Origin of the sequence: Dyella silvae (assembly GCF_026421305.1) — a bacterium.
Lineage (GTDB): Bacteria > Pseudomonadota > Gammaproteobacteria > Xanthomonadales > Rhodanobacteraceae > Dyella > Dyella silvae.
Map to the genome: position 1 here is coordinate 488,067 of NZ_JAPJBQ010000001.1, position 14,169 is coordinate 502,235.

General features: G+C 62.5%; 11 protein-coding genes. 4 read left to right on the top strand and 7 right to left on the bottom strand.

The features are described 5' to 3' along the window. The first annotated feature begins 99 nt into the window (after positions 1–99). The 3 genes from OQE56_RS02290 to OQE56_RS02300 all read left to right on the top strand — a co-directional run bounded on the left by OQE56_RS02290 (position 100) and on the right by OQE56_RS02300 (position 3,225). Positions 100–876, top strand: a complete 777-nt coding sequence (locus tag OQE56_RS02290) for a ferredoxin--NADP reductase (protein ID WP_267221122.1) — start codon at positions 100–102, stop codon at positions 874–876. Positions 877–1,059: 183 nt separating this feature from the next. Next, positions 1,060–2,274 carry a 1-deoxy-D-xylulose-5-phosphate reductoisomerase gene (ispC, locus tag OQE56_RS02295; RefSeq protein WP_267221123.1) on the top strand — a complete coding sequence of 405 codons (1,215 nt, stop codon included), beginning with the start codon at positions 1,060–1,062 and terminating at the stop codon, positions 2,272–2,274. A 12-nt stretch (positions 2,275–2,286) separates the two neighbouring features. Next, positions 2,287–3,225, top strand: a complete 939-nt coding sequence (locus tag OQE56_RS02300) for a polyprenyl synthetase family protein (protein WP_267221125.1) — start codon at positions 2,287–2,289, stop codon at positions 3,223–3,225. 43 nt (positions 3,226–3,268) lie between these two features. Here the strand turns inward: OQE56_RS02300 and OQE56_RS02305 are convergent, their stop codons facing one another. The 6 genes from OQE56_RS02305 to OQE56_RS02330 all read right to left on the bottom strand — a co-directional run bounded on the left by OQE56_RS02305 (position 3,269) and on the right by OQE56_RS02330 (position 11,971). After that, the gene (locus tag OQE56_RS02305; protein WP_267221127.1) at positions 3,269–4,924 is read right to left on the bottom strand and encodes a copper resistance D family protein; all 1,656 of its coding nucleotides are present in this window, start codon (positions 4,922–4,924) and stop codon (positions 3,269–3,271) included. 50 nt (positions 4,925–4,974) lie between these two features. Beyond that, positions 4,975–5,349, bottom strand: coding sequence for a copper resistance CopC family protein (locus OQE56_RS02310; protein ID WP_267221129.1), 375 nt, complete (start codon positions 5,347–5,349; stop codon positions 4,975–4,977). Between the two features lie 29 nt (positions 5,350–5,378). Then, positions 5,379–7,991 carry an MMPL family transporter gene (locus OQE56_RS02315; RefSeq protein ID WP_267221132.1) on the bottom strand — a complete coding sequence of 871 codons (2,613 nt, stop codon included), beginning with the start codon at positions 7,989–7,991 and terminating at the stop codon, positions 5,379–5,381. Positions 7,992–8,067: 76 nt separating this feature from the next. Then, the gene (locus OQE56_RS02320; RefSeq protein WP_267221134.1) at positions 8,068–8,805 is read right to left on the bottom strand and encodes a phosphorylase family protein; all 738 of its coding nucleotides are present in this window, start codon (positions 8,803–8,805) and stop codon (positions 8,068–8,070) included. Then, positions 8,802–10,808, bottom strand: coding sequence for a squalene--hopene cyclase (shc, locus tag OQE56_RS02325; RefSeq protein WP_267221135.1), 2,007 nt, complete (start codon positions 10,806–10,808; stop codon positions 8,802–8,804). The genes OQE56_RS02320 and shc overlap by 4 nt, the downstream gene beginning before the upstream one ends. Then, positions 10,805–11,971 carry a phytoene/squalene synthase family protein gene (locus tag OQE56_RS02330; RefSeq protein ID WP_267221138.1) on the bottom strand — a complete coding sequence of 389 codons (1,167 nt, stop codon included), beginning with the start codon at positions 11,969–11,971 and terminating at the stop codon, positions 10,805–10,807. Before OQE56_RS02330 ends, shc begins: the two co-directional genes overlap by 4 nt. Positions 11,972–12,281: 310 nt before the next feature. Between OQE56_RS02330 and hpnA the strand changes: the two genes are divergently transcribed. Next, complete coding sequence (hpnA, locus tag OQE56_RS02335; protein ID WP_267221139.1) at positions 12,282–13,259, top strand: hopanoid-associated sugar epimerase; 978 nt, start codon at positions 12,282–12,284, stop codon at positions 13,257–13,259. 5 nt (positions 13,260–13,264) lie between these two features. On the opposite strand, the gene OQE56_RS02340 is transcribed toward hpnA, so the two are convergent. After that, complete coding sequence (locus OQE56_RS02340) at positions 13,265–14,155, bottom strand: ferritin-like domain-containing protein (protein ID WP_267221141.1); 891 nt, start codon at positions 14,153–14,155, stop codon at positions 13,265–13,267. Positions 14,156–14,169: the final 14 nt, after the last annotated feature.

Genomic DNA, 14,169 nt, shown 5'->3' on the forward strand with positions numbered 1-14,169 from the left:
ATAACAGCCGTGCATCTGGCAGTTGAGAGGCAGTGCCTGCTCGGGCGAGCAGGCGCAATCGCTCGCAAAACATCTCCTGACTTCGAAAGGGTGGCAGCGATGGTGGCGTTGGCGACGGAGTACGTCATCGAGGTTCATCACTGGAACGACAGCCTTTTCAGCTTTCGTACCACGCGTGATCCCGGGTTTCGTTTCGACAGCGGTCACTTCGTGATGCTTGGCCTGGAGGTGGAAGGCAAGCCGCTGCTGCGCGCTTACTCCATTGCCAGCGCCAGCTACGAAGAGCATCTTGAATTTGTCAGCATCAAGGTGCCCGACGGTCCGCTTACCTCGCGGCTGCAACATCTCAAGCCAGGCGACCCCATCATGGTCAGCCGCAAACCCACTGGCACGCTGGTGCTCAACGATCTGAGGCCCGGAAAGCACCTGTATTTGCTGGGCACGGGCACCGGGCTTGCGCCGTTTCTGAGCATTGTGCGCGACCCCGAAACGTACGAGCGCTTCGACCGGATCGTGCTCGCCCATGGCGTGCGGCGGATTAGTGATCTGGTTTACGCGAAGTATCTCGAGCATTCGCTGCCACAACACGAATACGTGGGTGAGCTGGTGCGGAAAAAATTGGTCTACTACCCCAGCGTCACCCGTGAGCCGTTCCATCATCGTGGCAGGCTCACCGATGCCATCGTGGATGGCCGGATGAGTGCGCATGCCGGCCTGCCACCCATGAATTCACAGACGGATCGCGTGATGCTGTGCGGCAGCCCGGTCATGCTGGATGACGCCTGTGCGTTGCTCGATGGCCGTGGCTTTCAGGCATCGCCGCGTACGCGTGAACCAGGCGATTACGTGATCGAGCGCGCCTTTGTTGAAAGGTGAGCGGAGAAGAGGGCAATGCACCAACAGGTAAGCATGTTTAGCTGAAAGGACTAGATAGAGACGCCGGCAGCGCCGAGGAGAATCCGTCGTGTACGATTTGTTGCAAACCATCGATTCACCCGATCAGTCACGCAAAGCGGATGCGCGTGCCTTGCATCTGCTCGCCGTGGGTGAGGTCACGACATGAGTGCCACACCGCAGCGGCTGACCATTCTGGGGTCCACGGGATCCATCGGCACCAGTACGCTGGATGTGGTGGCGCGGCACCCGGACCGTTTCACGGTATTTGCGCTCACTGCACATCACCGCGTCGATCGGTTGTACGAGCAATGCGTGGCTTTTCGTCCAGCCCTGGCAGTCGTGGGTGATGCGACGCATGCTGCGGTACTGCAGCAGAAATTGCGTGACGCACATCTGCCCACGGAAGTCGCCTACGGATCTGCTGCCTTATGCGATGCAGCAAGTCATGCGCAATGTGATTCGGTAGTAGCCGCCATCGTGGGTGCTGCGGGCCTGGCCTCGTCGCTGGCTGCCGCAAGGGCGGGGAAAAAGATCCTGTTGGCGAACAAGGAGGCGTTGGTCATGTCCGGCGCGTTGTTCATCCGCGCTGTTGCCGAGCATGGCGCCACGTTGTTGCCGCTGGACAGCGAGCACAACGCCATCTTCCAGTGTCTCGGTACGGGTGTGCGTGACGGCCGCGGCGTGGAGCGCCTGATTCTGACCGCCTCGGGCGGGCCTTTTCTGCAGCGCGACCTGACGACGCTCGATGACGTGACACCCGATCAGGCATGCGCGCATCCGAATTGGGTGATGGGGCGCAAGATTTCCGTTGACTCGGCCACCATGATGAACAAGGGCCTTGAGGTGATCGAGGCGCGCTGGCTGTTTGATATGCCCGCCGAGCGCATCGAGGTGGTGATTCATCCGCAAAGCGTCATCCACTCCATGGTCGCTTATGCGGACCAGTCGGTACTGGCGCAGCTCGGGAATCCCGATATGCGCACGCCGATTGCCCATGCACTGGCTTATCCCGATCGCGTCGACTCCGGCGTGGCGCCGCTGAATTTTGCCGCAATGGCCCACTTGAGCTTTCAGGTACCCGACCTGGATCGGTTCCCGTGCCTGCGGCTGGGACTTCAGGTATTGCGGGAAGACTGCGTGGCCAGTGTGACGCTGAATGCCGCCAACGAAGTGGCGGTGGATGCGTTTCTGCGCGAACAAATCCGATTCACGGACATACCACGAATCGTGGAGCAGTCGTTGCAGTGTTTGCCAACACTCGTCAATCAAGCGCCGTTGGAAGACATCCTTGCCGCGGACGAGCGGGCGCGCGCCACAGCGCAGCAGTTGATCCGGGATCTTCCAGTCAGAAAGGCACAGCCCATCGCCGTTCATTGAAAGGAGAGTTGTGTGAGCGAAGCCGTCCAGCTGTGGCCCGAGTCGTCCACGTCAACATGTGCCGCCGATTCCTTGGAGGCATGGATGCCGGGCATTCTGCAGCGCACGGAACGCGCGCTCGATCGTTACCTTCCGTCCACGGAAAGCCTGCCCACAACGCTGCATGAGGCCATGCGCTACGCCACCCTGGGCGGAGGCAAGCGCTTGCGCGCATTACTTTGTCACGCGGCAGGCGAGCTGGTCGGTGCCGATCCCGAATGGCTCGATGGTGCAGCAAGCGCGGTCGAGATGATTCACGCCTATTCGCTGGTCCATGACGACTTGCCGGCGATGGATAACGACTTGCTGCGGCGCGGCCAGCCCACCGTGCACGTGCGCTACGGCGAGGCCGTGGCCATTCTGGTAGGGGATGGCTTGCAGGCACAGGCGTTTGCCGTGATCGGCCAACTGCCTGCTACGGCGGCGCATAAGGTGGCGCTGCTGCAGGAGTTGGCACGGGCGAGTAGTTCACTGGGGCTGGTAGGCGGTCAGGCGATCGATCTGGCGAGCGTGGGGTTGGTGCTGCCGCGCGAAGAGCTGGAACGCATGCATCGCATGAAAACCGGCGCGTTGTTCCGTGCGGCGATATTCATGGGCGCGCACTGTGGTCACGCCCCCATGGATCCGGCCGTGCATCGGGCGCTGGAGCAATATCAGTGCGCGGTGGGGCTTGCTTTTCAGGTCGTGGACGACGTGCTCGATGTGACCACCGACGCCGCCACGCTGGGTAAAACGCCCGGCAAGGACGCGCAGGATCACAAGCCGACCTACGTCTCGCTGCTGGGGCTGGAGGCAGCACGCGAACTGGCCGAACAGCTCGGCGAGCGTGCACGCAGCGCACTACTGCCTCTGGGGTCGACGGCGACCTACCTGCACGGGCTGGTGGACATGATCGTGCATCGCATCCGTTGAGCCAGGACACCACGACGCGATTTGTGTCGTGGTGCCGGATCGCTCACGCTTCGCGATACCAGAGCAAGATCACGCCGATCAACATGAAGCAGGCTGGCCAAACGTAGCCAGCGATCTTGCCTCCGCGGCCCGGCAGGCGCAGCTCGAGCCATCGCGCCCAGCCTGCGGCGACACCGGCTAACGCCAGCGGCGTGTGCGTCAGCTCGATCAGCATTTGATCCTTGACGTTGGAAATCTGGTGGCTGTGGGTTAGCAGCATCGCGCCACCAACGGCGACCAGCAGAGGAAATACCAGCGCTGCATGGCTGTTGCGCAATCGCCCCGTACGCACCGACCATTCAAACGTGCCGAACAGGATGATCAGCAGCACGAAGCATCGGTGCTGCGCCACTTCGACATCGCGCCAGGCCACCCACCAGCCCTCCTGTCCCATGGGCCATACCTCGGGGTCGGAGCGCACCAGCAGAAAGCCGGCCAGGGCAAGAAACAGCAGCGGCCAATGCTTGGCCCATCCCACGCCACCGCGGCTGAGCAGTGCCAGCAGGCCGATCAGCAGCACGAAGATGCCGGCCCAGTGATGGTTGTATTCCGACCAGGCAATGTCTTCCGCGTTGCGCGGCGCTAGTACGCCTGAGCCGGGAATGGTGGCCGATTGCGCGACCTGGTGGTTGCGTTCGGCATCGCGATCAAGCGCTGCCTGCATTTGAGAGATGGCCAGCGTGTCGTGATCCGGTGATGTGAGTCGTGGCCATGCCGGAGCGTTGCGCTGTGCAATCTCATGGAGGCTCACCCGGTCGGTGGTCAGGTCGATGGCGGGTGGTACCGAGGTCAGCGAGGCGGCGGCGAAGAAAATGGTGAAGCCGATGCCGATCTCCACTTCAGCAAAACGGCGCATGCGCATGACCGGTGCTTCGCCGCCTCTACGCAGTCGTTCGGTAACCATCAGATTGCCCAGGCCCAATGCCAGCAAGGCGAGGAACATGGCAATCTTGGCGCCTACCATGACGCCATAGGCGGTGCCGTAGAAACCCGGCAGGTCGCCGATATAGAACACGCACATGGTGATGCCGGAAAGCAGGATGCAGGCTACGCCAAGCATCGACATGCGCGAGAACCGGGCGCCGACCAACCGCAGGCTCTCGCGGTCCTCCAGGTGGCGAAGCACCAGCACGAAGCTGGGGATGGCGCCGATCCAGATCGCAGCACCGAATTGATGCAGGCCTTCCACCAGCATCAGCAGGGCGTTGTCGTCCAGTCGTGCGAAGGCGTGCGTGGTCACGGTGGCGGCAGCCAGCTCGATAATGCCGATCAGAAGCAGAGTGGCGCGTGCGAAACCGCTGGTGAGTACTGACCCTCGCAGGCCAACGGCGATGACTAGCGCGCAGAGCATCTTTACGCCGCCAGACACGGCAAAGGATGCATGCATCACGTTGGTAAACGGCAGGTCGACGGTAGTCATCAACACCGACACCTGCAGCGCCGTGGTGGCCAGCTCGGCCAGCAGCAGGCCTGTAGCACTCCAGCGCGTGAGGCGCTGGGCGCGTTGTACCAGGGCGCCGCCCTGTGCGAGTCGTGGCGCGAGCGGATGAAGCAGACCTAGCAGGAACAACAGGCCACCGAGGGTCATCGACTGGGCGACGATGACCAGTCCATGCAGGATGACGCTGAGGTATCCAAAAATGTCGACGAGCAGGGCCACGAAATCCCCCGGTAGTCAGCGGTGGCGATTTAACTGGTGAGGGGTGAAATCTATGGCGCGCTGGCCGTCACAGTGAAGGGCAGCTCGCCCCGCGTGATGTGTCCATCCAGTGCCAACGCTTGCCAGCGGATGACATAGGTTCCGGGCTTCAGCTCGGTTTCGCTTTCGAGCTCATTGCGCTTGTGGCTGTCGATGATGATGTGCAGCAGCGTTTCGCTGTGATCGGCTGCGATCAGTACGAGTCGCGAGCGCTCCTGGTCGATCTTGCTGTTGAACTTGAGAGTGATCGCCGCAGGGCCTGCGGGCTGGCTGCCATTAACCTTGGGCGTGCTGTCGAGCAGGATCGCGTGGGCGCTGACGCCCAGGCTGGCGAAGAGCAAGGGGGCGGCAAAGGCGAACATCGCGAGATGACGGAAGGAACGCATGAACGGCTCCGGCGGGTGATAAGTCTGACCTAGTGAGCATGTTCCTTTCCTTCGCAAGGCCCAACGGCGTACAAAGCCGCCGGCAGAAACGCAAAGGTGGAAAGCAGTACGGCAAGCAGGCTCAGCAGCAACACCGTGCCCATGCTGGCCGTGCCAGGGTGGCGGGCGATCGCCAGGCTGCCGAAGGCGGTGCCGGTGGTGAGCGCGGAGAACAGAATGGCGCGTGCCGTCGGCGAGCCAAGAAATTGGCGCATGCCGTGGCGCCAGTTCATCACGAAGTACACGTTGAACGAAACGCCGACGCCCAGCAGCAGGGGCAGGGCAATGATGTTGGCGAAGTTGATGGCAATGCCGAACGCACGTGCCAGCAACGCGGTGAGCAGGGCTGACATCAGCAATGTGGCCAGCACCAGCCCAGCGTCTTGCAGGCGTCGGAGCACCAGCAACAACACGATGCCGATGGCGAGGGTCGCGTACACCGCGGCTTCGCGGAATGCAGTCAGGATGGTGTCGGCAGCCCTGATGGTAGCGACCGCTGAACCGGCAGCTTCCGGTGCTTCCTCCTGCACCACCTGCACGAAATGGCGCAGGCCCGCCGTGTTTTGTGCCTTGGCGGTGGGGGTGACCTGCACACGCACCCGCCCATCCGGCGCGAACCAATCGCGCTTCAGATTCTCCGGCAGGTTTTGCATGGTGATGGTTTCGGCAGACAACGAATCGCCCAATTGATGGAGCGTATAGGGAAGAAACTCCGTCAGCGCCTTGTTGGCGGTGGCCATCTGCTGATCCGATCCCTGCGCCAGTTGCGCCAATGCCTTGCCGATGCGGCGCAACGGCGAGTTGGCTGGCAGCTTGTCGGAAACACTGGCGATGCCCTCGCTGGTGTCCTTGGCGGCCTCGCGCATGTCGGCATAGCTGGGCGCTGCCGCTTGTTCGCCGGGGTTGAGCACGGCGTACATGAGATCCGATGCCTGCTGAATCTGGTCGAGTTTGTCGGCCTGGCCGACCGGTACGAAATCGACACCGGAAACCACCTGCATGACCTGAGGTAGCTTGCCCAGGCGATCGCTGAGTTTCTTGGCCTCGTCGAGATTCTTGACGAGGATGTCCATGGTGAATGGATTGGTGTTCGGGTCGTCCATCAGCGACGCCAGCGTGCGCATCGCTTCGGTATCGGCGCGCTTGGTATGCAGCGGATTGGCGTCGAACGGAATGGTGATGGCGCACCACAGGCCGCCGGCGCCAAGCACGGCGAACGCCATAAGCACGCGCTTGCGATGGCGATGCAGCCAGGTGTCCGCCGCTGCGCCACCAGGCAGGGCGACCTCGTGATGCGGTGAGCTATGGGCGAGCAAGCGGAGCAGGGCAGGCAGCACAGTCAGCGTGCACACCAGCGCCAGCAGCATACCGACGCCGGCAATGATGCCCAGCTCGGCGACGCCGGTGAAATCGGTGGGGCCAAAGGCAAGAAATCCACAGGAGGTGGCGAGCGCGGCAAGGCCGATCTGGCCGGCCGCGCGATCTCCCGTTTCATGCAGAGAGTCGGCAAAGGATCGCTCGCTGAATTGTCGGGCTCGCAGGCGAACGGCGAACTGGATGCCAAAATCCACCGCAAGCCCGACGAACAGCACGGCAAACGCCACCGACACGAGGTTGAGCCGGCCCACGGCAAACGCTGCGAAGCCCAGCGTATAGATCAGGCCCACGATCAGCGTCATCACCACCGGCACGATCAGTCGCCACGAACCCAGCGCGAGCGCCAGCCAGAACACCAGTAGCAGGCTACTGCCGACAGCAATGGGGCCGGCGCGATCGGTGAGCGAAGCGAACTCTTCGTCAGCCAGCGGCACCGAGCCTGTGTAGTTGATGTGCACGCGGCCCGAAGCCACTTCGGGTAGCTGTGCCGCCATGCGCAGCATGGCTTCCGTGGCGCTGCGCCCGGGCTGCAATGCGGCACGGTCGAGTACCGGGTGCACGAGGATGAATTCCTGCCCGCCATTGGCATTCACAAGCTCCGGGGTGAGCAGTGCCTGCCAGGAAAGCGGCGAAGCATGGCCGGCGACCGCGTCCTCCATGGTCTTGGCGACATTGCCAAGCGCTGCGTCGTACGAGGAAAGATCCTCCGCCATGCCCCGGCGCACGCCTTCGACCATCAGGTCGATGCCCTTGAACAAGCCGCGGGCCGAAGGGTCGGTCGCCAACGGCCCAAGCAGAGGTTGCGCTTGCAGCATGCTGTCGAGCGTGCTCGAGAGTTCCTTCGGCGGCAGCAGCAGCAAACCTTCGCGATTGAAGAACGGGCTGATGCCGGGCGTAGAGGATGATTGGAAATGCGCGGTGTCGGCGGCAATTTTCTGGTTCAGCGCCTGGGCGACGATGCGCGCCTCCTCCGGTGTGGAGGCACGTACGACGACGGTGAGCGTGTCGCTGAATTGGGGGAACAGACGAGCAAAGGCCTGGCTCTGCTGCCGCCACGGCAGCTTCGCAGAAAACAGATGGTCGGCATCGGTGTCGACGCTCAGGTGATTTGAGGCCCCATACAGGCATACGGCGACCATTAGCGCGGCGATCGACAGCACCACAAAACGGTGCCTGCCACTGTGATCAACCAGCCATACCAGGCCTTTGTGAATCGTTGTGAACACGCCGCCGGGTCTCCTGGCTTTGATAGGGCCGGCCGCACGTCGAGGCCATGCCTGACATTCAAACGATGGGTAGAGGTTAGCAGGGGAGTACGGGGTTGCGTCCCAGTCCGCGACCCGCCGCTGCAGCAGCCGCCTGCAGCGCGTGCGTGGCCTTGTTCATGCGTGAGGCCAGTTTGGGCAACTGCGAAAGCAGGGATGGGTGGCGCAGAAGAGTGGCCGCCATGCGCCAGAGTAACGGGCGCCCCCACGCGTCGACGCCTGCCTGCAGTTCGGTGGGGATATCATCATTGCGCTCATCAACGATGGCGCGCAGCACCACAAACGGCATCCGATGTTCGCTGGCGACGGCAGCGACGGCGGCGCTTTCCATATCCACCGCAGCGGCCAGATGGTGTTCGCGCATGGCGGCCTTGTCGCCGGCGCAGAGCAGCGGTGATGGAAGGCTTAGCAGATGACCCTCCGTCAACATCGGTAAAGCTGTCGCGCGCAGGTGCTGGATCAGGGCCATACGCCACGCGGGTGTCGGCACATAGTCGTGCCCTCGCTCGTCGATGATGCACGAGGGACAAAACAGCGTGCCGCTACGAAGTCCGGGCGCCAGTGCGCCTGCGACGCCAAATGCGGCCAGCGCCGTGGCGCCTGCGGAAATCAATCCTTCTGCCGCTTGCCGCGCCGCTTGCTGGCCCATGCCGCTCAGCCAGGCAAGGTCGCCGTTGTCGAGCGCGATGGCCTGGCCCGCAGGCAACGATTTGCGGGCCAGCGCCTTTGCCTCGGCGGCAAGGGCGACCACGATGCCCACGGGGTGATGACTCACTGCGTTGTCCGTGGCGATGTGGCGGAGGTCAGCTGTCGATAGCGCGTCAGTGCCCATAACGGAAAATACGCGGTGTAGCCGTGGTACTTGAGAAAAAAGACGCGTGGAAAGCCCGGCGCATTGAAGCTCGGGTGATACCAGAGTCCCTCTTCGCATTCGCCATCATCCTGCTGGTCGTCCAGTAACCATTGCACGCCGCGCCGCACCGCGCCGGACGCATGCTCGCCGGCGGCAAGCAGCCCCAGCAGCGCCCATGCCGTGCTATGCGCCGTACTGACGCCTCGATTCGTGCCGCGTAATGACGGGTCGTAATAGCTGTCGTTGGTTTCGCCCCAGCCGCCGTCGGCGTGCTGCATCGCAAGCAGCCAGTCCACCGACTTGCGTATCCAGGGCTGGCGCATGTCTTCACCGGCCAATGCGAGGCCAGCAAGCACGGACCACGTGCCATATATGTAGTTGGTGCCCCAGCGCCCCCAGTAGGCGCCATCGGGCGTCTGTGCCTGCCTGAGGTAGGCCACGCAGCGCCTGATAGCTTCGCCATCCTGTGGACGCTGGAGTACGCCGAGACAGGCCAGTACGCGACCGGATACATCCTCGGTAGGCGGATCGAGCATGGCGCCGTGGTCGGCGAAGGGAATCTCATTGATGTGATAGTGCGTGTTGTTGCGGTCAAACGCCGCAAAGCCACCGTTGTCCGACTGCATGCCCACCAGCCAGTCGGCGGCGCGTTCGATGCGTTCGCGATAGGTGGCCGCCTGCGGTGTGCCGCGCACGGCGACATGCAGCAAGCCAGCAATGACCGCGGTGTCGTCGAGGTCGGGGTAATACGCATTGGCATACTGGAAAGCCCAGCCGCCCGGTGCCAAATCTGGCGCCTGGACTGCCCAGTCACCCTGAAGATCCTGTTCCTGCAGCGGTGCCAGCCAGTCCATGGCGCGCGTTACTGCGGATTGGGTGACGTCATCGGGCGAGGCTCGCAGCAACGCCATGGCTGCCCAGCCGGTATCCCACACGGGAGACACGCAAGGTTGGCAGTACGCCGTGCCATCGTCGCGATACACGATGAGCTTTTGCAGCGACTTCAGACAGGTCGCGCGGGCATCGTGATCCTTGGGATAGCCAAGCAGGTCCATCGCTTCCAGCGCGTTGATCATGGGCGGAAAAATCGCGCCGAGGCCATCCTCGCCATTGAGTCGCGCCAGAAACCACCGCTCTGCCTTGTGCACCGCCTTGCGCCGCAGCCAGCCGGGAATCAGTGGGTCGCAGGCGCGGCCGATCTTGTCCAGCACCAGAAACAGCCGGCTGATGGCATTGCGGGTCGTGAAGTAATGACGCTCTTCGTCCGGTGGCGTCACGAACAACTCGGGTATGGCAACGCGGCGGGGATTCCGCGCGCGCGCTTTGAGCGAGCAGAGAATGAATAACGGCACCATCGTGCTGCGCGCCCAGTACGACACCTTGTCGAGATGAAACGGCGCCCAGCGCGGAAACAGCATGATCTCCACTGGCACATAAGGTGCGGCACGCCACGGCACCTGCTCGAACATGGCCAGGAGTATGCGTGTGAAAACGTTGCTCTTTGCCGCGCCGCCCAAGGCAAGAATTGCCTCGCGGGCGCGGCGCATGTGCGGGGCATCGGCCGCGTCACCGGCCGCCTTCAGCGCGTAATAAGCCTTCACCGAGCACGAGATGTCGATGGTGCCGCCTTCATACAACGGCCAGCCACCGTGCGTGTCCAGGCATTGCTTGAGGCGGATATAGCGGGCAAGTTTTTCCTGCAGCACATCATCGATCTCGTCGAGGAAGTGCATCATCAGGATGTATTCGGAGGAGATGGTGCAGTCAGTTTCGAACTCAAAACTCCAGTGGCCGTCAGGCCGCTGCCGCGCAAGCAGGGCTTTGCGCGCGCGATCGATGGCCCGATCCAGCCGGTGGCGCTCTGGCTGCGGATGACGCGTGTCTGGATGAGGTGTTTCAGTGATCGTGGCGGGTGTATCCGTCATAGCGAGCGGGCGTCTTTGGGATCGCGCCGCGACACCATGCCGTTGAGGTAGGACGCCCGGCGCCACGGCCAGACCTGCGGCGAGACCTTGGCGTTGTCCCACTCTGACGCCAGCGTGGTCAGCGGCAATTTGCGGGCGGCCGCGGCGAACAGCCAGCGGACAGCGGGGTCGTACTTGTCGGTCAGCCGGGTCAGGCTGATGGTCTGCGCGACGGCAGCACGTGACACCTTGATCTGCGCGCCCGATGAGAAATCGAGCCGGTCTTGCAGATTGCGCAAGGTGAGTACGGCAAGGCCAATGCTCCACAGGCAGAACCGGCGGAAACCGGCGTGGCGAGCAGGAACGATCAGTGTGTATTCCACGGCGTGGCAAAGGTGGGCATGCGCCACGCCGATCAGCTCGATCATGGCGGCGGCGTAGCGGGCATCTTGTTTGCCAGGATGAAGATCGGCCAGCTTCACGCCATGACGCGCGAATACATCCTGCGGCAGCCAGCATACGCCGTGGCTGCGGTCTTCCCACTGGTCCTTCAGGATGTTGGTCATCTGCAGGCCCTGGCCGAACGAGATGGCCAGATGCATCAGCGTGGCGCGCTGCGATGCCATCTCCGGTTCGAAATCGATCAGCATGCGGGTGAGCATCTCGCCGACGACACCAGCTACGCAGTAGCAATAGCGATCCATGTCGCGCAGCGTATCCAGTCCCTGCAGCCCCACCACGCGCTGGAAGTCGTGCATGCCTTGCGACATCACCTTCAGGCAATCGACGATGGCGGCGTGCTGTGTTGCGTTGAACGTGCGCGTGATTTCCAGCACCAGCGGCAACTGGAACAGCAGGTCGCGTTCGCTTTCGGAGGTGGCGTTGGAAAACCGTGGAGCAAGCTCTGCGGCAAAGCGGCGGGCATCAGCGACGCCCATCACGGCATCGACAAAGGCCTTTTCATAAACACCTTTTTCATCAGGGGAGAATGCAGGTTCGTCTTCGATGGTGTCCGCGATGCGGCAAAGCAGATAAGCGTTTGCGACGACATCACGCAGCGCAGGTGGCAGCTGCGGTATCGTCAATGCAAACGTTCGTGACACTTTAGGAAGAATGGCTTCCTGATAAGCGCTGGCGTTGCTCGGGGTGATCGCAGCGGCTTGTTTCGCTTCGAACATGGGCATGCCTCGGCCTTCTTATGTATTCACATACAGAGAGAAACGCGCGACGTTGGCATGGTAGCACCCTCGTTCCTCGCAGACCCAGCATCTGAACAGAGGAAATGTCGTTGAATCGTCTAGGCGTCCAGGGGGTGCCCGAGGGGTGTTCCATACCACTTAAGTGGGGTAGGCAAACCGATACCCGCGTGCGCTATGTCGCGCGTGATTCGTACATAATGAACCGCAACTCTTCCCCGGGTTCAGGGATTACCCCTCTTATGTGTCCAGGGCTCACGCTGGCGATGGTCGGGACTGCGCTGGCAGCAGCGCTGCCATGAAGTCATTGGTCACTGGTGCTACCGGCTTCGTCGGGTCGGCGGTAGTTCGCCGCCTGTTGCGTGAAGATCACCGCGTTCGGGTGTTGGCACGCGCCGGCTCGGATCGCAGGAATCTGCAGGGCATCGATGTCGAGGTGATCGAGGGCGACCTCACCGATGCGGCGTCTCTGGCAAAAGTCTGTGACGGCTGTGACGCCGTGTTTCACGTTGCTGCCGACTATCGCCTGTGGGCGCCGCAGCCAGAGCAGCTGTACCGGACCAATGTCGACGGTACGCGAGCCTTGCTTGAAGCTTCCAAAAAGGCAGGTGTGCCGCGCGTGGTCTACACCAGTAGCGTAGCGACGCTTGGCATTCCCGGAGACGGAAGTCCCGGCGACGAAATGACCGATGTGTCGCTGAGCGATATGGTGGGGCATTACAAACGCTCCAAGTTCCTCGCCGAAGCCGTGGTGCGCGATTACGCGGCACAGGGGTTGCCTGTGGTAATCGTCAATCCATCGACACCCATTGGCCCTCGTGACATCAAGCCCACGCCCACGGGGCGCATCGTGCGCGACGCGATGACGGGCCGCATGCCCGCGTATGTCGATACCGGCCTGAATGTCGTGCACGTGGACGATGTGGCCGATGGCCACTGGCTGGCGTTCCAGCGAGGCGTGATCGGCGAGCGCTATATCCTGGGCGGCGCCAACCTCAGTTTGCGCGAATTGCTGTTCGAGATCGCCGATATCGTTGGCCGTCCGCCACCACGCTGGCGATTGCCGCATGCGGCGGTCATGCCGGTGGCCTTTGGGGCCGAGGCATGGGCACGCCTGACGGGCAGGCCGCCGATCGCCACCGTCGAAGAAGTGCGCATGTCAAAGAAGCGCATGTTCTTCACCAGCGCCAAGGCCGAACGCGAACTGGGCTATGCAGCGGGCCCCGTGCGGCTGGCACTGGAAGACGCCGTAGCCTGGTTCAGCCTGCACCACTGAGCGGATCAGCGTACGAAGCGGCGCACCAGTCTTGCCATGCGCGGTACGACGGTGGGACGAAGCAGGCGCTCGTCATAGCCGTCCATGCGACAGGTGTCCTGGCTGAGGCAGAGGTCGAGCAACTCACCTAAGTTCAAGTCGAGGCCGATCTGCTCGTGTCCCGTCAGCGTGAAGTTGGCGTCCTGCATTTCGCCCTGGTCGTCCAGACCTTTGGCGATGCCTATGCGCTCCCAGATCAGAAACAACCACACGCGCAGCACCTTGAACTCGAACGACGGTCGCCGCCACCAGGGTAGTTGGCGCCGGTACCAGGCCACCCAGTTGGCGAAAAACAGAATATGGCGCGCTTCTTCCTGCATGACGGGTTCGAACGTTTCAACCAATTCCGTCGGAAAATAGCCGGTGCGCCTCGCTGACTCGAACAGGCCGAAGGCAAAGAAACTGTCGATGCATTCGCTATAGCCGGTCACCAGCCAGCCCCATTCCGGATCTTTGGGAATCTCATAGACCGGCTCAGGCGCCAGCTCAATGCCGTAAGCCGCCACCATCTTGCTGAGCACCACCTTGTGGCGGGCCTCTTCGTCGCCGTCCATGGTCAGCGCTTCACGCAGGAGCGCGTCGCTCACTGTGTGGGTGTACGTGGCGACGCGAAGCTTGGCTTTGCCCTCGGTTTGTACCGCGATATCCCATATGGGCAGCGAGGTAATGCGATGCAGCGCCTCTGCGTTCAGTGGCGGCCATTCGATGACCGCCGGTTTGTATGGGTTGTGCGTGTCCAGCAGCATGCGGCAGAACAGGCGTTTGTGCGCGTCCGAGCCGATCTTGATGTGGCCTGGCTCGGCGCCTGCCCAGTGGCGCATGGTGTGATCGGCGGCGGCTATGGCGTCATGCGACATCCTTCACCTCACTA